We start from the raw sequence: 19705 nt of genomic DNA on the forward strand, positions 1-19705 counted from the left end.
TCATTCTGTTTAAAAATGCTTTTAAGAAAGCAATGTTTTTCAACATTAAGAAGTTTAAAAATTATTCGATAAAAAGGTTAGTTAAGAAAATTGACAAAGTCAAATTTTAAGCAGAACGCTTACAAATATCTTCGATATTTCCTTAATCATTCTTAATATTTTAAATTTCTTAATGTTTTAAAAACCCTCAAAGTATAATTGAATAATCATACAATGAGAGTTTTACAATATAGTTAGTGTTTTATTTGATTGGTTTTTGGTCAACACCTAAATGTTTCGCCATATCCATTGCTCTGGATAGAAGACCTTTTTCCTGCTGATCAGCAACTCCGTTTAGTTTGAAAATCAGGCTTGCGATGCTCATGTTTTTGATGTCTTCGGAAGAAATATTGTATTTATCAACCATTCCCATTACTTTTCCGATGATGTTTTCGCCGTCACCCAAAAGATTTTCTTTGACCAATGTTGCATTTTCGCTGTGGCTGATGAATTTATCTAAACCTTTACCAGCAGAGACCTGACGAACGACATTATCAAAGAATGTATTATCTCCGCCAACGATATCAATTTTTGCGGATTTGAACGCTTCTGCCAGAACTCCGGCCTGAGCCTGTGCGATGTCTTTTTGAATTGAGATTTGAGCCAATTCCACTTCTTTTTCTTTTGCTAAAGTCAACCTGAACTCTTCGTGATCTTTTCCTGCATCGTTCAGTTTTTTCATTGCTTCTGCCTTTTCTGTAATTCCGGCTGCTTCTGCGAAAGCTTTCTCCTTGATAACTTCGGCTTGTGCAATACCTTCTTTTCTTTCAGCTTCTGCTTTTTTCTCGATAACAATTGACTCTACAATTCCCTGTCTTTCTGCTGCATCCGCTTTTGCGTGGAGAACCTGAGCTTCAGATAAACCTACTGTTGCTTCTTCTTTCGCTTTTGCATCAGCGATAATTTTACGGGCTTCTGCTTCTTTTTCAGCTCCATCTCTTTTTGCCTGAGCTTCAATCACATATTTCTGAGCATCTTTTTCTGCAGCTAGTTTTCTGGATTCCGCTGCTCTTGTTTCCTGAATTAATTTCTTTTCAGCTTCCTGAGTTGCCAAGGTAATTTCCACTTGCTTGTTTCTGTCGGCTGTTTTGAAAGCTTCAAGATCTTTAATTCCCTGCTGCTCTTCCACCACCGTTTTTTCCATTGTCAATCTCTCACGAATTGCATCCTGAATATTTTTCTTTTCTAATTCGATTGCTTTTTCCTTTTCAATCTGAGCCAAAGAAACAATTCTTTCTCTTTCTGTTGCTTCCAACATTTGATCTTTCTGTACCCTTTCGGTTTCCACCAAATCGGCACGTTCTTTATTTTTGGCAGCAATAACCACTTGTCTTTGCTTATTTTCTTCTGCAATCTGAAGTTTTTCTTCTGTAGCAATACGAACGGTTTCATATTTCAATCTCTCTTCTTCATCCACTTTCAAAATTTCAGCATTTTCACGCGCTTTAATATTAGCAACCTCTCTTTTTTGCGATTCTTCTTTTTCAGCCAATTGTTTTTCGAGTTCTAAGATCGCTTCACGGGCTTCAACATTCTGTTTTGTGATTGTTTTTTCCTCGTCTCTACGAACCTGATTGGCTTTAATATTTTGATTAGCCGTCAGTTCAGTAATTTTCTTAATACCTTCTGAATCTAAAATATTGTCTTTATCTAAATTTTCAATTTTGGTTTGTTCTAAGAAATCAATCGCACAGTCATCCAAAACATAGCCGTTTAAATCAGTTCCGATAATATCTAAAATTTCCTGACGGAATTCACTTCTCGCTTCGTAAAGTTCAATGAACTCAAACTTTTTACCTACTGTTTTCAAAGCTTCTGAAAATTTAGCTTCAAATAACTCTCTCAACGTATTGATATCGGAAGCTCTTTGACAGCCAATCGTTTGACCGACATTCACAATATCGTCGGCTGATTTATTCACTCTGATAAAGAAAGCTACCTGAATATCGGCTCTCATATTATCTTTACAGATTAGCCCTGCTTTTCCTTCCCTTGCAATTTCCAGTTTTTTAACAGAAATATCCATAGATTCCATTCTGTGTATAACAGGAATAACGATTCCCGCATTGAAGAAAACCTTAGTTCCTCCGTAACCAGTTCTTAACATAACGATTCCCTGAACGGTTTTTTTATACATTGATAAAATCCAGAAAATCAATCCGAGAGATGCTACCACTGTGACAACAATCCCAACAATCAAAGGTGTATTCATATTTTTATAGTTTATTTATTTTAATGTGTTTTTTAGTTTGATTTAAATTATTTCTTGCAAGTGTGTATTATTAATTGTAACACAAGTGCACAGAGTTTTTTTAACTACTACCTGTTTTTTAAGTATCACAAAGCCGTTTGACTTCGTCGAATCTTCGATTTCACTTATAAAAGTTCACTAAGTTATTTCAGTTTTCAAACGATTTTTAACGAAAGAAGTAATTCTAAAATATAAGTGAGGAGTATCATAAAGTGGTCATCATATCATTTTTAAAATCTAATTTCTTCAGCGACGTAATAAATTCTTTTTTCACGATCTTCATCTACAATATAAACCGTCTTTCCGTGGTCGATCACTTCGCCATCTTTGCTTCTAACCATGAGAATCATAGGATCTTTCCCGACGAAAACTTCCAACATTCCGGTTTTGGCTCCGTGGATTGTTGATTTCATTCTTCCCTGTCGGCCTAGAAAATCATGTGATACTTCGCCTTTATGATTGATTTCTCTGAAGAATGGATTTAATGGCTTTAAAATTAATTTTGTCAATAAAATACTGATGAAAAACACAGGCAAGACTAACAAAGCCGAAACCCAAATCTCGAAAGAAAAAAAAGATTCGAGATAAAATGAACCCAGCCAGGTCAACAAAAGCGAGAGCGTGAGAAAATATGTAATTGGTACAATATCGAGATTTAGAAATTTCAAAAACTGAAGCCATCCTGACGCATCATCCGGAACATGAACATGACCATCCGGACTGTTGATACCAGCATCCAATCCGACATCAATATCCAATCCTGTAATGATGGTGAAAAGCCAATAAATGACTGACAAAATCAGCAACACTGTCAAAACCGTGTTGACCGGAGAAAAAGCAATGTTTAAAAATTCCTGATCAATCATAATTCGTTTTTAATAGATTATTCTTTTTATAATAAATATTTAATTTTGTTTAAATATTTAAAACAAACTGACCTTAAAACCTCATCCACACACTCCATTTAGATCGGTTGTTCACAAATATAATAAAAATATCTCAAATTGCAAATAATATTAGCAATTTAATTAAATTTAATCTTACATTTGCAAAAAAGATTAGGAATCATGAGTTTTTTTGGAGCTAATATTAAGACAGTGAGACATGCAAAAGGTTTAAGCCAGCAAGCATTCGCAGATTTATTTGATTTAAACAGAGGCGTGATCGGTGCTTATGAAGAAGGGCGCTCCGAACCTAAAATCGCAACATTACTCACTGTAGTTCATTACTTTAATCTCGATTTGGATCAATTCCTAACTGTTCCATTAACGATTGATGATCTCAACAAGCCCGAAAATTTCGAAAAGTTTCAATTGTCATTTAATTCAGATTTACCGTATAAGGAAAACAATATTGAAAATAACCATCAATATAATTCACTGCAAAAAGCATTAGCAAATATCGATTTAATCTATGAATTCACAGAAAATACATCGGTTTTGTCAAATTACAAAATTGGTGACTTTTTGTTTTTAATGAAGTCAAATATGATGGAAGAAAATCCTGAAACTTTATTATATGTTGAAAAAGGAAATCTGCAGTATCTAAGTTCAGCTTCAGAGCAAAACCAATCTGAAAAAGAGGTGTACAAAATCGCAGGCTATTTATCTTCTGAGCAAAAAAATATCCTATCCGAAATTTTGGAAAGGATAGCAATTTTAGAAAAAAATAAAGGTAAAATCAAGAAAAGAAAGCGGGGCATTGTCTTTAGCCGGAGTCGAACCGGATAATCTTGCAGATATTATCTACTTCACTATTCCTCCCCAATCTGGTGACGAAGTACCTTTTCTCTACGACACTTTATATATTAAAACAAGGCAACAGGCAAAAAGAGTAATCGTGCTCTAACCATCTGAGCTACTCTCCCAATATACATTGTGTTTTTTGTGGAAGAGACGGGACTTGAACCCGCGACCCCGTCGTCCTAAGCGAAGTAACACTATTCTACGGCACTTGTTTTTATTTTATTAATTAAAAAAGAGGCAAAAGGCAAGAAAACCACGAATAAGTTTTAACACTTATTTTCTGGATTTGAACCAATATCATAAGATTTACCGAAGTAAGTTTCTTTACGGCACTCTTTATTTAAACTGAATTAAAAAGAGGTAACTCATTGAAAGACTTCCCAATCTTTTTCAAGATCGTTTGGACTCGAACCAAAATTATACCAAGAAGTAAGTCTTTTCTACGACACTCTTTATTGTTAAATCAAGGTAAAAAATTATAGAATCTTCTGTGCATTTGCTCTACCCGCTGAGCTACTTTTCCTTTTGGGAAAAGGCAGGATTGTTCATAAATATTTTATTGTTTTTTATGAATTCACGAATACTTCGTATTTTGAACCTGCGTCCCAATGATTAATAACCGAAGTATGATTCTAAAACGACACTTGATATTATTTTAAAAATTACAAGGCAAATATTGATAAAAGCTGTCTTAAAACTTGTCTAGCCACTCGACCACACCTTTCGGCGAAAGGATTGACTCTGTCGAATCTTCGATTTCGAACCTTTGTAAAAAATCGAGTAATTAATAAAAAGAGTTTTTAGTTCAATGAAAGTCGAAGGAACTCTTTTTTACGACATCGATTATTTTTAAAGTAAGGTAAAAATCAAATAAAGACTTCATCGCGACGTGATAACCAATTACACCATCCTGAATTTTCAGGAGCAGGATTCGAACCTGCAAAACCGCAATTTAACGAAGAAATTCTGTTTTACGACACTTACTTTTTATTTTTCCATTGGGTTTTTCTGTATTTTTTCCAATTTCTTTGAAACTTAATTTCTTTTGAATTAATCGTTTCATAGCCATGTGGAAAACACCGAGAACATCCCATTTCATCTCCATATAAAATTCTGGAAATTTGTACGTTTGAAATTTTCTTCGGGAAATCGATTAATCTATATTCGTTGATTCCAAAAGATTTCTTTAATGCTTTAAATTTTTCATTAGTATTGAGTATTTAACCTCAATACAGTGCTCCTTTAAGAAATTGTTTATAATATTTCATGGTTATTGTTTTTTGTTGTAGCAAAATTATTGCTTTAGTACGCATTCTTTTTACGCAGTTAAAATTTAAATTAAAAAACCAAGTAACAAGTTATAAGAGTTTTTTGAATGTTGTTCAAATTTTAAGTTTGACGATGGAACTCTTATTTTACGACATTGGTTAGTTTAAACCGAGCGATATAGCGAAAAGACTCTATATCAATTGGAAGTCGAAGGATTTCTTTTCTTACGGCATCGGTTATTTTTTCTTGTCATTGCAAGGAGCGAAGCGATGAAACAGTCTCAAATTTCTTATTTATGATTAATGCTTTATTTCTTAGATCTTTTCTTAATATCTTTCTTCATAAAACTTATTATAGAATAAATTATCTTAGTTGTTAATCTTGTAAATTCAGTTGTAATCTCCTTTAAATCAATAGTTAATTGATATATTTTGTCATTATCAATTTCAGTAATAAAAGTATGTAATTCTAGAGCATCTGTACTTTTGTGTGCAATAGTTTTATTTCTAATAACCCGTAAATATTGTTCATTATCTGTTTTATATTTTGCAAATTTTTTAGAAATACTTCTTAATGGTTGAATGTGAGAATTTAAATTTGCTTGAGCTAATTGATTACTTAAATCTCTTCCTAATAAAGGGTTTATATCATCTAAAAATTCGATAATTGTTAAAGCTAATATTCTGCAAAAAGTTTTTTTTCATATTCTCTTTTTGCCAAAACATATTTTTCTGACAAAATGGAAACATCCATATCAAAAATTGAAGTATAGATTGATACATTATATAGACTATTAAAAAAATCTGTCTTGTACTTTTCATTTTGAAGCATTAAATTTTTAATATTCTCAATATCGGCCTCAGCAATTTTTATATTTTCATCAATTGCTTTAGAAACTTCTTCTCTTTTTTAATAAGAAAATCATCATCTGTATTCTTACTTTTTTGTAAAAATTTGAACATATTTACTATTATTAATTATTACATTTTATTCCTAGCCCCGATTGAAACGACATCCTTTTTCTGAAATGGCTTTAAAAAAAAGCGTTGGCGAAAAAGATATAGTGGAAAGCGGGAAATAGCTCCTAAAAAAAATTGGTAATTCGTTTTTATTTTTAAAAGCAGTGCCTTTTACAGCACTACTTTCTTGATCATTTCTACCGCTGACTTTCGGTCTTCCAAAGCATTCAATACATCGAAAATTTTGTCGGACCAACCAGCGATAAGATATACATCATTTTTTCTGACATCCAACGGTGGTTTTCCGTAACCTGCCAAATCAAATATATACAATTTTGCGTTTGGATTGATCTTTTTGTATCGGCTCCATGAGTTTCCGAAAGCGTTTGTAAATCCACCGGTATCCCACATTTGGGTGTCGGTAAACAACATGATTTTGTCAACAAGTTCTCGCTTGTTGATCAAGTCTTCAAGCACCAGATGACCGTTTGTGGCGTAACCCACTTCACCTTCCCGCTTGTAAAATGCATCTACATTTCTCAGGATACCGTTTTTAGGCATCGGAACTCTTTTCCAACAGCCACCAAACATACCTGAAATCACATTTTTGCACTGTGACTGCAACATCATCGACATCAACAGACCGATATCATACAACAAAACCTTAGATTTCGGAGAAACCGGCTGTTGCATCGAACCCGAAACGTCTGCCGCAATCACCACCGAAGTATCGAAACCAAAACCTTTGATGTTCTTTGCACTCACCATCACGGCATCTTCCAATGCTTCTAAGATTGATGACAAGTAAGGTGAATCGATCGTTTTCAATTCTCTATACGCCGCCAAAAATCTGAATGGCAATTGCTTAGAATTTCTCACCGCTCTTTCATCCGACAAATAGTTGCACACTTTGTACATCGCATCTGAAGAAACTTTGGCTTCTAAGATGTTTCGCAAGTTTCTCAACGTTGCCATATAACCAAGTTTGTTGCTGAAAATCAATTCTTCCCATTTGTTTTTGAAAGCTGATTTTCTTTCTGCTTCATCCGCAAATTTTGTCTGACCCAAAACCGAAAGTTCAACTTCCCAAGTGTATGGAGTTTCCAACGCATCGTTGACTATTTTATTGAAAATTGCCTGTTGATTTTCGTCTTTTGCTTTCGGGTGAACCAAAAACAAAGCGTCTTTTAAAGTAACTTCCGCTTTTCTGTTGTATTTTGCGAATTGGTATTCATCAAATTTATTGAAAGATTTCACCAAACCTTTTTGAATTTGTTTTGAAAGTTTGTTCAGCTTTTTTGTTTCTGTTCTTTCGTTGGCTAATTGGTAATATGCCAACAATTCCGTGATTTCGTCTGCTCTTTGAATCACTCCGTCAACGGTTTTGCTTACCAAGTCTGTACCTGAAGTTTGTTTTGCCAATTCGGTCGTCAAAACCAACGGAATCGAACGCAAATACATATCTTTTCTTGCATACACCGACAATTTTGCAACGAACTCAGGATCATTCTTTGTAATCAAAGATTGAATTCTCGTCAATCTGTCATTTCCTTTTTCATAGGTCGTGTTTGATAATCCTGTTGTAACAACAGCACTATATAGTTCTTCTGCAGGTGTCATTGTATAAGCTTTTGCACCTTCGTAGTTGGTCATTACTTTATTTTCTTTTCTCAAAAAATTAAATTTCATGGTTACTGTTTTTTGTTAAACATTTGGAGGATTATCACTTCCTCTCTGATTTCTTATGCAAAGCAAGCATGATATTGCGCAGTGTTTTTGCGTAGTAAGTATTTTTGTGAAAAAGTTTTTATTTTGGTTAATCGAAAAGGCGCAATTTTTTCTTCCTTGAATTTTTTAAAGGCGCAAAGATTTTATCTTCGATAAAATTGATTGTTTTATAAATTAGTGTGAGGAGCGTAAGGAGGAAGCAATCTCTTAAACATAATATTTGTCATTCCGTAGGAATCTAAGCAAACTTTTAATTGTTGAGATTCCACGCTCCACTTCGTTTCGCTCTGAATGACAAACTTACCGTTGAATCTTTTCGCTTTTGAATTAATTAAAACAACTATCAGCCAAAATAAAATCTATCTATGATTCATTTCATATAAAGGAATCAATAGTTTAAAGTTTTTGAAAAACCGTTGTCTAGCTTTGTGTACATTAAAATTTAAGCTATGATAAAAGGATTATATGAAACTCATGTCCAAGTAAGCAATTTAGAAAACTCAATACAATTTTATACTGAAGTTTTAGGATTGGAGTTTGCTCATCATGACGAAAATCGCGCGATTGCATTTTTATGGATTGGAAAAAATAAAGAAGCCATGTTGGGTTTGTGGGAGCAAAACGAAAATTTACAGACAAGACATTTTGCTTTTTCTGCCGATAAAGAAGATATTCTGAATTATTCCGTTGAGTTTTTGAAAAACAAAAATTTAAAGCCTTACAATTTCTTAAAAGACGGAATTGATGAACCAATGGTTTTCGCCTGGATGCCTGCTTTGGCGATTTATTTTAATGATCCGGATGGAAATCAATTGGAATTTATTTCTATTTTGGAAGGTGATGGAAAACCGGAATTGGGAGTTATTTCTTATGAGGAATGGTTAGAGAAAAAATAAAAAGACAAACCTAAATTTTAGATTTGTCGATTTTTTGTAACCTTGATGAGATTCGAACTCACATTCCCTATTGGCATTGCGGCTGTAAATACGCTTCCCTACTTCTCCTAAGATTTTCGGTGCTTCTGTAAACTCTACCCATTAGTCCGCACAGGTCTAACCGGAATATCCGCAAACTCTACGGTAAGCAATATTTTGCCGTAGGCTTTTCCTTTTAAGCTACAAGGTTGTTTGTAAAGCAGGCTTCTTTTACAGAAGCCCACTTCTATAGTAATGATTATTAGTTTTATTTTGCAAAGATCTCTTTCAGCTGAGAAAGAATATTGCTATTCCCGGAAACGGTGATATCTCCAATTTTGTCGGCGATTTTCTCCATATATTCCATTTCTTTCAGCTTCCACAAGACTTCGTTTTCTTCCATCAGTTTTGCGGTGTTGAGCAAACTTCTTGTGGAAGCTGTTTCTTCACGGCGCATGATGCTGTTTGCCTGAGCTTTTTTCTCGGCGATCAAAACCTGATTCATGATTTCTTTCATTTCTCCGGTCAAGATTACGTCACGAATTCCGGCATCAGAAGCTCTCAGACCAAGATCTTCGGCTTTGTTACCAAGATTTTCAAGGATCTCTTTTCCTACGGAATCTTTTTTCACCAGCAATTCATCTAACGTCAAAGCTCCAACGAACTCACGCAAAGCCAATTGCATCAAAATATATAATTGTTTATCATATTCTTTATTTTCCATCAACGCTTTTTCAATATTTTCTACCTGAAAACGCACATAAAAATTGATACGAAGCATTGCTTTATCTTTCGTCAACAGTTCCTGACCGGCAATTTCCATTTGCTGCATACGTGTATCGATGGCTTTTACTTCAACAGAAACTTCGTTGTTCCAGAAGTAATACGTTCCGGCTTCCAGAATTTTGGTTAATTTTCCGTCAATTAACAATAATCCTTTATATTGATTCGTCACAACAAACTTTCTTGTGAAGTTTTTCAACTTCATATTTTCAAGGATTGTTTTAGAGATTTTCTCTGTGATTTCCACTTTCGTTAAGTCAACTTTTTGAAATTCTCTGTTTAAAACATCTTTCCAAAAAGCATATTGACCAACGTTCAACACTTCTTTGAAGATTCCGTTTTCCTTTACTAAAACAATTTCACCGTCCTTTACTTCAATAACTTCAAGTAAGTTTTTGAGGTTTTCATTTTTCATCAAAAGATTAAGATCATTTCCGGTTTTAAACTGATCTTTTGTTTCAAAAATTTCTACAGATTTATTACCGAAAAGCCAGTAATTTCCTTCTTTTAAGATCTCAATTAAGTTTCGGTTTTTGAAAACCAAACCAATCTGATATGCTTTAATTTGTACATTCTTTATCATCGTTTTTATATTTTAAAGGTTATTAATTTTAATTAAAAAAGGAAAAACTGAGATTTTCTCTTCCAAAAATGGCGGAAGGAAAGTTTTTCACAAAATTCCATTCATTTCAGAATAGCATTTTTAAACTTATTTTCTAATGAATCAGATCTTGGGCGTGTCCCTTGCCATTGCTGAAAGCAACAACTCGGGTCGCTACGTTCACTTCTACTCCTCGTTCATTGCCTTTCGGCTCTTCACTCCGGGGTATCCGTTACCATCGCTCACGCGGAAAATCGTCCTTCTTAGAAAACTCAGTCCAATTATTGACTATTCATCACCTGAATTTTATTTTCAGAAAAAATCTTTTCTTACAAGCTTTTTCAAAATGTTGATTCAACAACTGAAAAAAACTCAAATTTTCCCATGGTGAATATTTTTAACGAGATATTCCAACTCTAATAAAAAATAGATTTTGAGCCTATTTTCAACCTACATTAATAGTGTAGTGCTCTAACCAACTGAGCTACCTCATTCGAAGTGAGGGAGGGAGTCGAACCCTCGCATCCAAAAAAGCTATTACTCTAACCGAACTGAGTTATATTCCCTTACGGAAATAGAAGGATTCGAACCTTCGACCCATAGCGCATGGTAGAAGTTTTTTGGAAAACTCCTGAAACCTTCAAGTCAAGTTGAACAGAAAAGAATAATGTTTCTCAACAAATTCTCCTGCAATGGTGCTATACAGAAACACTCAACAAGACTTGCTTGATATTTTGACTAAAATCTGTTTTCAAAATTTTAGTATTGTTTTGTTTTGATGATGCAAAGTAAGGGTGTTGTTGCGCAGTGTTTTTGCGTAGAAAATTTTAATGTGTTTTTTTTAAATTTTCTTTTGTCTTAAAACAAAAGAAACAAAAGTTCAAGACTTGGAAACTTTCGCTAAAAATTAAAATTTAATCCTAAAATTCCCAAAACTCGCGCGAATTGAATATTATTTCTTCGGTTCAAAATTGATGTCGCGCTTCAAACAGTGGAAATTTTTTAACGGATTATATTTTAATTTTCTTAACGCTCCATTTTCCTATGTCAATAAAAAAGCTCCCTATAAAAGGAAGCCATTTCTACATTGCTAAATTGTTACATTACTATTGTTGCAAACACCAATACAAAATTTTCGCAATATTCTTCGCATCATCCACACCTCTGTGATGAGTGCCTTCAAGCTTAAAATCCAACTCGCCTAAAGCTCTTGCCATTCCGACACTTTTTCTGACGGTCGGATGCGTTTGTCCGAATAATGTTTTTACATTAATATGATCATCACTCAAAGGATAATCGACATTGAATCTTCTTGCCTGATTTTGAAGCATATTCAAATCATAGTTTCCATAACTTGCCCAAGTCAGGTCTTCAGAATCGTATTCTGCTCGTAGAATATCTAAGGCATCTTCGAGTAACACACCTTCATCATCAAGCATTTTTTGAGTAATGGAAGTAAGCTCCATACAAAACGGACTTACTTTTGAGTATTGAGGTTTCACTAAGATTCCTTCATTTTGCGAAATCTTACCGGTTTTTGCATCCATAATACAAACGCCAATTTCTATGATTTCACTTTCCTGACCTCTCGGTGGGCGGTCATTCCAACATGTGGCTTCGAGGTCTATAATTAATATATTGTCTGTTGTTTTCACTTTTTTAAATTGTTTATTGTTAAAAATTTACTGCAAAATCTCTCTCAAAATTTTGGCAGCATTGTAAGCATCGTCTGCTCCACTGTGATGATTTCCTTCAAAATCCATATTCATAGCTTTAAGAGCTCTTTTTAAACCCATCATTTTATGAAGTCCGTGATAATTTTTGAATTGATACATCACATTCAGATAATTTTCTGAAAAAGGATTTTCGATACCGAGATAATCACACTGTTCCATGATTTGCTCTTTATCAAAATTTCCAAAACCTGCCCAGGTAAGCGAAGTTGAATCATATTCATCCCTGATTTTCTCACAGGCTTCTTCGAAATGAATTCCTTTTTCTTCAATTAATTGCGGAGTAATTCCTGTAAGATCTGTACAAAATTTATTGATTTTAGACCTTTCCGGAATGACGTAAATGCTTTGTTTCTTGGAAATTGCTTTTGTTGTTCTGTTTAATTCGCAAATTCCTATTTCTATAATATCGACTTTTTGCCCTGCAGGAATTCTGTCGTTTTCCCAACAAGTAGCTTCTAAGTCGACGATTAATATTTGATTTGTTGTTTTCATTTTAATTATTTTATTCTACATATTTTTCATTCATCTACATTCGATTTTAAAGGTTGGAGGAGAAAGCGGGAAGAAAGCCCCTAAAGAAGAATTGCTGCTAAAGCTCTGCAAAGATAAAACCACCAGTACGCATTCTATTTACGTAGTGGAAAAATAATTTCAAAAAAGCTCCCCTAAGGGAGCAATTTCTAATTTCTCGGAGCAAACGGTGGCGTCCATTTTTTCTTTTTCATAATTTCTTTGACTTCTTCGTAAGAAACCGGATAAAAATTATGACAATCGACTCCAACATCAATGCTTAAAGCATTTTCATCATCAGATAAAGTTCCGTGTGAGTGACCGTAGAGCTGCCAAACTCCGTGATGTGACGCATTCCAAGTACGCATTGCGTAATGAAAAAGAATAATTTTCTGCTTACCATGAGTTACTTTTTCATCTTCAATGGAAAGTTCGTGATAATCTTTAATCCATTCGAATCTATCCGAAACCCGAAGTGCAGAATATTCGTGATTGCCTTTTATCAAATGGATTTTACCATTCAATCGATCTAAAATATCCTTTGTAACATCCGGTTTTCCTAAACTCACATCGCCTAAATGGTAAACAATATCATTTTCTCCGATTTTCTCATTCCATCTTTTGATGAGTTCTTCATTCATGTGTTCCAAAGACTCAAAAGGTCTTTCGGAAAATTTTATAATATTTTCGTGACCAAAATGATGGTCTGCTGTGAAAAATATATTTGGTTTCATTTTTTTGATTGTTATTTTAACTACAAAAAGATCAACGTTCTCACTGTCATTCTGACGAAGGAAGAATCTCAATATTATTTTTTGTAGATTCTTCACTTCACTTTGTTACGTTCAGAATGACAATTCGATGTCCTGTTTTTATAGTTTTAGTTTAATAAATATTTTTAATTAATTTCCTTGAAACGCTTTATAAAAAGCAGTTTCAATTTCCAGTTGATCGCTTTCCACATATCTTCTTGAAAAGTGAATTGGGATTGCTTCTTTCACTCCACATTCATTCATTATTTTTCCTGATGCAGAAGCGAAACTGTGATAATTGATGTTTGCAAATTCCTGATCTTCATCTTTGTAAAATGTTTCGATGTACACCATATCTGCTCCGTTGAAAACAGCTTTTATCTTTTCATAATTGTCTTCACAAACGGCATGATCCATAATTACACCTAATTTGTAACCTTCATTCTTCGTCAAGAAGTGAAACAAATCAGAAGCTTTGTAAACTGTATTTTCGATCTCAATTTCTTTATCTGAATCGTTCTTTTCAAAAGCCGATTTCAATTCGCTGATCCATTTTCCTTTTTTGAATTCGGAAGCATTTTCATTAAAAGTGATTGAATCTTTTTCTTTGAACAGATAAGCGATTGAATCTGTTTTGTGATCAAGAATTGCGAAATCGACGTTCACATTTTCATCTTCAAAAAGGAAATTTTGAGTTGTTATCAATTCAAGATTCCAGTGTGGTGGTCGAATTTTATATACATTGATTTCTTCTTTTGAAACGATCTCTCTTATTTCATATTCAATTGCATTTTCATCAATTAAATTCCAAGTGTATGATTTTAATCTGGCTTCAATTTGATGATGAATATTTTTCGGTCCGCAAATCACGATTTTTTCTCCGCTTCCAATTTGATGTCTGAAAATTCCATCAAAATTTGAAAAGTGATCAATATGAGTATGACTAATGAATATCGCTGAAATCGACTGCACTTCTTTTACCGTCAGTAAACTTGCTTCACCGCAATCACATAGATAATGCTTTCCGGAATTGGGGATTTTTATTAATATACTGATGTCTTCTTTTAAAAGACTTTTTATTTCTGCATGTAACATTTTTTAATTTTTTAATCACAAAAATTCTGCTCTCTATTTGTCATTCTGGAAGAATCTAAGCTCGTATTTTTTTAATCATTATTTCTTCTACAAGCATTGCTTAGATCCCTTCGGGAAGACAAAGTGAGCGTTTAATAAATAAACTTTTTGCGATTTTTATTGTTCAATTAAACTTATAAAAAAGTTTCGATAATAAATTACCGAAACTATACTTTTAGAGTCATCAACTCTTCTTTTACAACGTCAATGACTAAAGAATTCAACTTTTTGTTGATCCTTTTCTGTTCTTCTTTTTCTATGGTTGTGAAAACTTTCGGGAAATCTTTTTCAAAATCCTCCAAAATATCTTGTGAAAAAAGACCGATGGCTTTCCCAATCATTTTGGGTTCGAATTCACCAATTTTGCTCACAACATTATTCAACCTGTTTACAGTTGCATACTTTTGGATTTCATCCCAAATATTTTTGGCATTTTCACTGAAATGAACTTCTTTTTGAGCAGGTCTGTCTTTTCTAACCATTTTAGATTTCTCAGTCCACTTTTCATTTTTATTTTTCAAAATGACTCTTGAGCCGTTTCCAAAATATTTGGTTTTCAAAGTTTTTACAATCGTTCCTTCACACATATTATTTTCAATTTCCGGTAATCCCAACCAAGCCGGAATTTTAGAATCGAAAACATTCGGAAACTTCAAAGCTTCATCCAAAGTACCTTGAAATAAGATCTTTGCATAGAAAAATCCGGTTTCCTCGAAAATTTGGTTGACCAAACCTGTATCCAAATAAGTAGTGCCGTTCAACTTAATGTCGAATCCATAAAATTCGTTGTGAGGTGCATATTCAACACCTTTTTGAACTTTTATCGCATTTTTTACAGGCTCTACTTCTTTATGTTTGTAACCGCCACCGAATAATTCACCATAGATCACTACAGTTTCCAAATCCGGATGGATTGTTTTCACTTTTCGAACAAATCAATTACGTTTTTTCTGTAACGCTCCAACATTTGATGGGCATTATAGAATTTCTCATCCTTCTCGACGAAAGCGGTTCTTTTTGCGATTTTAATCTCCTTTCCGTGGGTAAAGAAAGAGAAATTAGCACCGTGAACCTTTTCCTGTACAATGAAAACCTCATCCCCAAAACCCTGCAACCTGATCTGATCGATCACGCGGGCTTGGTAAGCATTTTCTATAGAGTTATATGTTTTGAAAATCATTTCTTTAATTTTTTAATAGTTTTTGAAATTTTTTAAAAGGCTTTCAATGTTTTCCTTTCCAACCGGATTCATTGAGTGACAGTAGAATTTTGGTAAATCTAAATAGTTATCCATACAATATTCTACCAGCCATTTTGCACAATCGTAACCTGTTTTTTCAACAAATTCCTGAGAATCTGGGTTTAAATAATGTTCATCGGCAAGGTCGTGGTCAAAAGAGATCATTTCCGGAAGTCCTTTTTCCAAAATCCTGCTGACAAACTGCTCGTAATTTCGAACGATATGCCAATCTTTTCTAAGGAAAATATCCTGTTTAGTATAATGGTGTGCTTCAATCGGATATCTTATCTCATCTAGAAACAATAATCTTTTTGTTAGTTCCATTGCTTTATTTTTTAATTGGAAAAGTAAATATTCAATGCTTTGATAATACTTTTCACGTTGGTGTTTGGATAAAATCCAGAGCTGTTGATACAATTTATTTCAACAATTTTCCAGCCTTCATCCGTTAAACAAATATCCATTACAAAAGCTTCTTCAAGATTAAAAAGTTGGATCATTTCATTGGCGAAAATCAATCCGCCTTCTGGCACGTTTTCTTCGAAAGGCGCATTATCATTAAATTTATAATATCCTCCATCGATAATCTGTCCGCCAACAATCCAAAGTCTAGCTTCTTTTATCGTTCGTTTTGCTTCAGAAATCTGAATCAAAGAATCTTCTGTAATTCTGTTTAATTGATTTTTTAATGATTCAAAAACGAAGTCTTCCCATTCTGTTTCGTTGAAAACTTTTCCAGTGAAAAATTTTAGCTTCATTATAAGGTTTAATGAATTTAATTTCATCCTTTTTCCAAATCAATTCTTCTGAAATTTTGTGAACGGAAACTTTATGATTTAAAAGGTTTTCACCATAATATTTAGAATACACTTCATACAGGTGATTTCCTCCGTAAAAAGAACCGGGAAACCAATCGGTATTTTGTTTTGCCAATCTTGCAATCGTCACCGAACCATACACGAAAACATTTTTTCTGTCCGTTTCGAAGTCTATTTTTTCTGCTGTTGGCGGAATATTAATTACATGATAATCAATATTTAATTCTTCCAACGCAACAAAAATTTTGTAATGATCGGGATCTAAATATACATTAGCCTGCAATAAAAAATACATGGTTATTAGTTTTTTAAGGTTCTTTTATTTATTATTTTGATGGAAGTTCGAAGCTGGATGCAGGAAGTTAACATTATACTTTTAAAAACTTCCCGCTTCCCGCTTTATCACACCATCATATCAGCACAATTTGAACTTGCAAATGCGTAAGGTTTTGCTTTAAATATATAACCCATTCCCAGAATATATCCCATTGCGTCTTTCAAAGCGACGTTAGATTTAAAATCCGGGTCAGTGTTAATGTCTGCGTGTACCTCCATTTCCACATCATAAGTTTCCAGAATAGAGCAAATTGCATAGGCGATTTCTACGGATTTGTTGACCTCGTTCAACATTCGCTCTTTGATACTGATACTCTGTATTTCTCTTTCTTTTCTGATAAAGGTAAACGCTCCTTTTCCCTCACGAATAAAGACCACTGCCGTAGCATAATTAATGGCGTCCCCGTAAACGTGGGAGTCTGAACCCACACATACTTTCAGTCGGTGTCCATTTGCCTGTTCGCGGATTATGGCTTCTTCTACCAATTGTGTGATAGAGTGTTGGAAAATTTTTCCATTCATGTTTTGCCATGTTTGTTGTTGCGTTTCCATTTTTTCTACATGTTTTAAATTTGTTTTGTTTAAATTTTTATTAATTATTATTTGAATATCTGTAATCCGGCAGAGTGCTTATTTTAACGCAAAGTCCGCAAAGATTTTTTACTACTAACTGCTATTAAAGTTCGCAAAGGCGTTTCACTCAGCTAAGAACACAAAGCATTTTTTCAATGATGACAGATAATTTTTGTTGATTCATCAGGACTCGAACCTGAACAACAAGAGTCAAAGTCTTGTGTGCTGACCAATTACACTATGAATCAGTTTTGCGGAACAGACAGGAATCGAACCTGTACCTTTAGTTTTTCAGACTAACGTGCAGACCTTCTACACCACTCTTCCAAGATTTTAAATACTTTTTGTACGGAAAGAGGGACTCGAACCCCCAAAAACTTGAGCCTAAATCAAGTGTGTCTACCATTTCCACCATTCCCGCAAGTTTTTATAAATGATAATTGATCATCTATAAAATTAGGTCTGAGAAAAGCCTGTCTATATTTATAAACTATGCCTGTTATATTTGTAAAGATCTTCTGCGCTCGACAAACTTTTCTCTTTTCCATTTAACCTAGTACTCTATAAGGGAATCGAACCCTTGTTTTCTGCTCGAAAGGCAGGCGTCCTGAACCGTTAGACGAATAGAGCAATTAACCAACTGACCAGGAATCGAACCTAAACAACAAGAGTACATTTCCTGCATGCTGCCATTACATTATCAGCGGTGTTTGTGGAAGTAGTAGGATTCGAACCTACTCAGCAATGAAGCAACAGATTTACAGTCTGCCCCGACTCTCCGACTTCGGCGTACTTCCCTTTTTTAGGGGTAATAAATAATTGGTAATGAGTAATTTTCCAATTAACTTTTAACTCTAATTTTTTTAAAGAAAAACAAAGCTTGTCATTATTTTTTTAGTTTGATATAAGAACTTCTACGCTCGACAAACTTTTATTTTTTCTTCGGAACTAATCTCATTTTAGTTATTTGAGATGGTTATGGGATTCAAACCCACTCAGTTTTCACAACAGTTTTGCAGACCGCCCCGACTCTTCCACTTCGGCGAACCATCGTTTTTATGAATAATTAATAATAGGTAATGAGTAATTTTCACCATATTGATTATTCTTTTTTTATTTAAATTTTCATTAAAAAATAAAGTCTGTCTTAATTTTTGTTTGATATAAGAACTTCTGCGCTTTGACAAACTTTATTTTACCTAAAATTTATATTATGTTTAATTAACTTCCATCTTCCTTTATCCATCTTTCATCCTTTAAATTTTCATTTTTTGAGTTAAGAAAAAGCCTGTCTATATTGTGTTTTTGGCGTAAAGATCTTCTGCTCTCGACAAACTTTTTCTTTTCTCTTTTGAAACAATTAACATTTAGTTATTTGCGATTCTGGAAAGGCTCGAACTTTCAACTTCCGGTTTAACAGACCGGCGCTCTACCATTGAGCTACAGAATCATTTTTTGTAATTTCGGAAGGACTCGAACCTTCAACCTTCGGCTTATGAAACCGATACTCTAACCTATTGAGCTACGAAATCGTTTGTACTCCATAAGGGAATCGAACCCTTGTCGTTCGGTAGAAAGCCGAATGCACTAACCTCTATGCTAATGGAGCAAATTGTCTGGAAAATAGGGTTCGAACCTATGACCTCCCGCGTCCAAGGCGGGTAAACAACCACCGTTATCTTTCCAGTTTTGCAGATTCACTTCAAAAATCTTCTCCGAGAGACAGTCGGATCGGAAATTTTTCCGTGAATCGTTGCGGTCTATGCGAGATTGTTCATCATCACATATATTTTTTCTTTTGAATTCACGAATGCTTTGCATTTCGAACTCGCAGTGCCTGAGCGACAGTCAGGCAGGTTACCATTACCTCAATAGACCTTTTTTGCGGAGAGCAAAGGAATTGAACCTTCACTACTGTCGTAGAACTCATTAGCAGTAAGCCGCAACAAACCAATATTTGCCTACTCTCCTTTTGTGACCTCGACAGGGTTCGAACCTGTAACCCTCGGTTTAGAAAACCGATGCTCTATCCAATTGAGCTACGAGATCTTTGTAACCCCAGAAAGATTTGAACTTTCAACCCCCGGTTTAAAAGACCGGTGCTCTAACCATTTGAGCTATGAGATTTTATTTTGTAATCTCAGAAGGATTCGAACCTTCAACCTTCGGTGTCGTAAACCGATGCTCTATCCAATTGAGCCATGAGATTTTCACTTTGGGTATCTCCGGGGATCGAACCCTATTCTCCGGTTCCACAGACCGGCGCTTTACCAAATAAGCTAAAGAAACCATAAAAAAAGCGCCTCTTTTCGGGAGG

16 protein-coding genes and 14 tRNA genes are annotated in these 19705 nt (G+C 34.2%); 2 read left to right on the forward strand and 28 right to left on the reverse strand.

What is annotated here, in order from left to right; translation table 11 throughout:
• Nucleotides 1–241: 241 nt before the first annotated feature.
• Together EAG08_RS06335 and EAG08_RS06340 are read right to left on the reverse strand one after the other, a co-directional pair.
• Nucleotides 242–2251 carry a flotillin family protein gene (locus EAG08_RS06335; protein ID WP_129534724.1) on the reverse strand — a complete coding sequence of 670 codons (2010 nt, stop codon included), beginning with the start codon at nt 2249–2251 and terminating at the stop codon, nt 242–244.
• Between the two features lie 269 nt (nt 2252–2520).
• On the reverse strand, nt 2521–3156 hold the full coding sequence (locus EAG08_RS06340; RefSeq protein ID WP_129534725.1) for a hypothetical protein: 636 nt from the start codon (nt 3154–3156) through the stop codon (nt 2521–2523).
• Nucleotides 3157–3357: 201 nt separating this feature from the next.
• On the opposite strand from EAG08_RS06340, the gene EAG08_RS06345 reads away from it, so the two are divergent.
• On the forward strand, nt 3358–4020 hold the full coding sequence (locus EAG08_RS06345; protein WP_129534726.1) for a helix-turn-helix domain-containing protein: 663 nt from the start codon (nt 3358–3360) through the stop codon (nt 4018–4020).
• A 2414-nt stretch (nt 4021–6434) separates the two neighbouring features.
• On the opposite strand, the gene EAG08_RS06355 is transcribed toward EAG08_RS06345, so the two are convergent.
• Nucleotides 6435–7952 carry a TROVE domain-containing protein gene (locus EAG08_RS06355; RefSeq protein WP_129534727.1) on the reverse strand — a complete coding sequence of 506 codons (1518 nt, stop codon included), beginning with the start codon at nt 7950–7952 and terminating at the stop codon, nt 6435–6437.
• Between the two features lie 488 nt (nt 7953–8440).
• Here EAG08_RS06355 and EAG08_RS06360 point away from each other — a divergent pair, with 488 nt between their 5' ends.
• On the forward strand, nt 8441–8887 hold the full coding sequence (locus EAG08_RS06360) for a VOC family protein (protein ID WP_129534728.1): 447 nt from the start codon (nt 8441–8443) through the stop codon (nt 8885–8887).
• Nucleotides 8888–9173: 286 nt separating this feature from the next.
• Here EAG08_RS06360 and EAG08_RS06365 read toward each other — a convergent pair whose 3' ends face one another.
• The 25 genes from EAG08_RS06365 to EAG08_RS06465 all read right to left on the reverse strand — a co-directional run bounded on the left by EAG08_RS06365 (nt 9174) and on the right by EAG08_RS06465 (nt 19672).
• Nucleotides 9174–10271 carry a slipin family protein gene (locus EAG08_RS06365; protein WP_129534729.1) on the reverse strand — a complete coding sequence of 366 codons (1098 nt, stop codon included), beginning with the start codon at nt 10269–10271 and terminating at the stop codon, nt 9174–9176.
• A gap of 1124 nt (nt 10272–11395) precedes the next feature.
• The gene (locus tag EAG08_RS06370) at nt 11396–11944 is read right to left on the reverse strand and encodes a 3'-5' exonuclease (protein ID WP_129534730.1); all 549 of its coding nucleotides are present in this window, start codon (nt 11942–11944) and stop codon (nt 11396–11398) included.
• A 27-nt stretch (nt 11945–11971) separates the two neighbouring features.
• Nucleotides 11972–12517, reverse strand: coding sequence for a 3'-5' exonuclease (locus EAG08_RS06375; RefSeq protein ID WP_129534731.1), 546 nt, complete (start codon nt 12515–12517; stop codon nt 11972–11974).
• Between the two features lie 188 nt (nt 12518–12705).
• A complete protein-coding gene (locus EAG08_RS06380; RefSeq protein ID WP_129534732.1) occupies nt 12706–13269 on the reverse strand; it encodes a metallophosphoesterase family protein in 564 nt (187 codons plus the stop codon).
• Between the two features lie 168 nt (nt 13270–13437).
• Nucleotides 13438–14382, reverse strand: a complete 945-nt coding sequence (locus EAG08_RS06385; protein WP_129534733.1) for a peptidase — start codon at nt 14380–14382, stop codon at nt 13438–13440.
• A 206-nt stretch (nt 14383–14588) separates the two neighbouring features.
• Nucleotides 14589–15344 carry an RNA ligase family protein gene (locus tag EAG08_RS22600; RefSeq protein ID WP_129534734.1) on the reverse strand — a complete coding sequence of 252 codons (756 nt, stop codon included), beginning with the start codon at nt 15342–15344 and terminating at the stop codon, nt 14589–14591.
• Nucleotides 15341–15601 (reverse strand): RNA ligase family protein, encoded by a 261-nt coding sequence (locus tag EAG08_RS22605; RefSeq protein WP_129534735.1) that lies wholly within the window; start codon nt 15599–15601, stop codon nt 15341–15343. Before EAG08_RS22605 ends, EAG08_RS22600 begins: the two co-directional genes overlap by 4 nt.
• 12 nt (nt 15602–15613) lie before the next feature.
• Nucleotides 15614–15985: a cyclic-phosphate processing receiver domain-containing protein gene (locus EAG08_RS06400; RefSeq protein WP_129534736.1), complete on the reverse strand. Its 372-nt coding sequence runs from the start codon at nt 15983–15985 to the stop codon at nt 15614–15616.
• An 11-nt stretch (nt 15986–15996) separates the two neighbouring features.
• Complete coding sequence (locus EAG08_RS21910) at nt 15997–16419, reverse strand: ATP-grasp domain-containing protein (RefSeq protein ID WP_228446800.1); 423 nt, start codon at nt 16417–16419, stop codon at nt 15997–15999.
• Nucleotides 16355–16774: a hypothetical protein gene (locus EAG08_RS21915; RefSeq protein WP_228446801.1), complete on the reverse strand. Its 420-nt coding sequence runs from the start codon at nt 16772–16774 to the stop codon at nt 16355–16357. The genes EAG08_RS21910 and EAG08_RS21915 overlap by 65 nt, the downstream gene beginning before the upstream one ends.
• A 107-nt stretch (nt 16775–16881) precedes the next feature.
• Nucleotides 16882–17367: a ribonuclease H-like YkuK family protein gene (locus EAG08_RS06410; protein ID WP_129534737.1), complete on the reverse strand. Its 486-nt coding sequence runs from the start codon at nt 17365–17367 to the stop codon at nt 16882–16884.
• Between the two features lie 196 nt (nt 17368–17563).
• Nucleotides 17564–17636: transfer RNA gene (locus EAG08_RS06415), tRNA-Gln, on the reverse strand.
• 6 nt (nt 17637–17642) lie between these two features.
• Nucleotides 17643–17715, reverse strand: a tRNA-Phe gene (locus EAG08_RS06420).
• A 20-nt stretch (nt 17716–17735) separates the two neighbouring features.
• Nucleotides 17736–17809: transfer RNA gene (locus EAG08_RS06425), tRNA-Leu, on the reverse strand.
• Between the two features lie 136 nt (nt 17810–17945).
• A tRNA-Glu gene (locus tag EAG08_RS06430) sits at nt 17946–18018 on the reverse strand.
• An 83-nt stretch (nt 18019–18101) separates the two neighbouring features.
• Nucleotides 18102–18185, reverse strand: a tRNA-Tyr gene (locus tag EAG08_RS21295).
• 581 nt (nt 18186–18766) lie between these two features.
• Nucleotides 18767–18838 (reverse strand) — tRNA-Asn (locus EAG08_RS06435).
• Between the two features lie 8 nt (nt 18839–18846).
• A tRNA-Met gene (locus EAG08_RS06440) sits at nt 18847–18920 on the reverse strand.
• Nucleotides 18921–18925: 5 nt separating this feature from the next.
• Nucleotides 18926–18997: transfer RNA gene (locus EAG08_RS06445), tRNA-Glu, on the reverse strand.
• A 6-nt stretch (nt 18998–19003) separates the two neighbouring features.
• A tRNA-Pro gene (locus EAG08_RS21300) sits at nt 19004–19075 on the reverse strand.
• Nucleotides 19076–19273: 198 nt separating this feature from the next.
• Nucleotides 19274–19358, reverse strand: a tRNA-Ser gene (locus EAG08_RS21305).
• Nucleotides 19359–19363: 5 nt separating this feature from the next.
• Nucleotides 19364–19437 (reverse strand) — tRNA-Arg (locus EAG08_RS06450).
• Between the two features lie 4 nt (nt 19438–19441).
• Nucleotides 19442–19515, reverse strand: a tRNA-Lys gene (locus tag EAG08_RS06455).
• Between the two features lie 8 nt (nt 19516–19523).
• Nucleotides 19524–19597, reverse strand: a tRNA-Arg gene (locus tag EAG08_RS06460).
• 7 nt (nt 19598–19604) lie between these two features.
• Nucleotides 19605–19672 (reverse strand) — tRNA-His (locus tag EAG08_RS06465).
• Nucleotides 19673–19705: the final 33 nt, after the last annotated feature.

Source organism: Chryseobacterium sp. 3008163 (assembly GCF_003669035.1).
In the GTDB taxonomy this organism is placed as follows: Bacteria; Bacteroidota; Bacteroidia; order Flavobacteriales; family Weeksellaceae; genus Chryseobacterium.

Coding starts and splice junctions, on each gene's coding strand:
- EAG08_RS06335 (WP_129534724.1), bottom strand. CDS start 2,251: ATGAATACACCTTTGATTGTTGGGATTGTTGTCACAGTGGTAGCATCT.
- EAG08_RS06340 (WP_129534725.1), bottom strand. CDS start 3,156: ATGATTGATCAGGAATTTTTAAACATTGCTTTTTCTCCGGTCAACACG.
- EAG08_RS06345 (WP_129534726.1), top strand. CDS start 3,358: ATGAGTTTTTTTGGAGCTAATATTAAGACAGTGAGACATGCAAAAGGT.
- EAG08_RS06355 (WP_129534727.1), bottom strand. CDS start 7,952: ATGAAATTTAATTTTTTGAGAAAAGAAAATAAAGTAATGACCAACTAC.
- EAG08_RS06360 (WP_129534728.1), top strand. CDS start 8,441: ATGATAAAAGGATTATATGAAACTCATGTCCAAGTAAGCAATTTAGAA.
- EAG08_RS06365 (WP_129534729.1), bottom strand. CDS start 10,271: ATGATAAAGAATGTACAAATTAAAGCATATCAGATTGGTTTGGTTTTC.
- EAG08_RS06375 (WP_129534731.1), bottom strand. CDS start 12,517: ATGAAAACAACAAATCAAATATTAATCGTCGACTTAGAAGCTACTTGT.
- EAG08_RS06380 (WP_129534732.1), bottom strand. CDS start 13,269: ATGAAACCAAATATATTTTTCACAGCAGACCATCATTTTGGTCACGAA.
- EAG08_RS06385 (WP_129534733.1), bottom strand. CDS start 14,382: ATGTTACATGCAGAAATAAAAAGTCTTTTAAAAGAAGACATCAGTATA.
- EAG08_RS22605 (WP_129534735.1), bottom strand. CDS start 15,601: ATGATTTTCAAAACATATAACTCTATAGAAAATGCTTACCAAGCCCGC.
- EAG08_RS06400 (WP_129534736.1), bottom strand. CDS start 15,985: ATGGAACTAACAAAAAGATTATTGTTTCTAGATGAGATAAGATATCCG.
- EAG08_RS21910 (WP_228446800.1), bottom strand. CDS start 16,419: ATGAAGCTAAAATTTTTCACTGGAAAAGTTTTCAACGAAACAGAATGG.
- EAG08_RS21915 (WP_228446801.1), bottom strand. CDS start 16,774: ATGTATTTTTTATTGCAGGCTAATGTATATTTAGATCCCGATCATTAC.
- EAG08_RS06410 (WP_129534737.1), bottom strand. CDS start 17,367: ATGGAAACGCAACAACAAACATGGCAAAACATGAATGGAAAAATTTTC.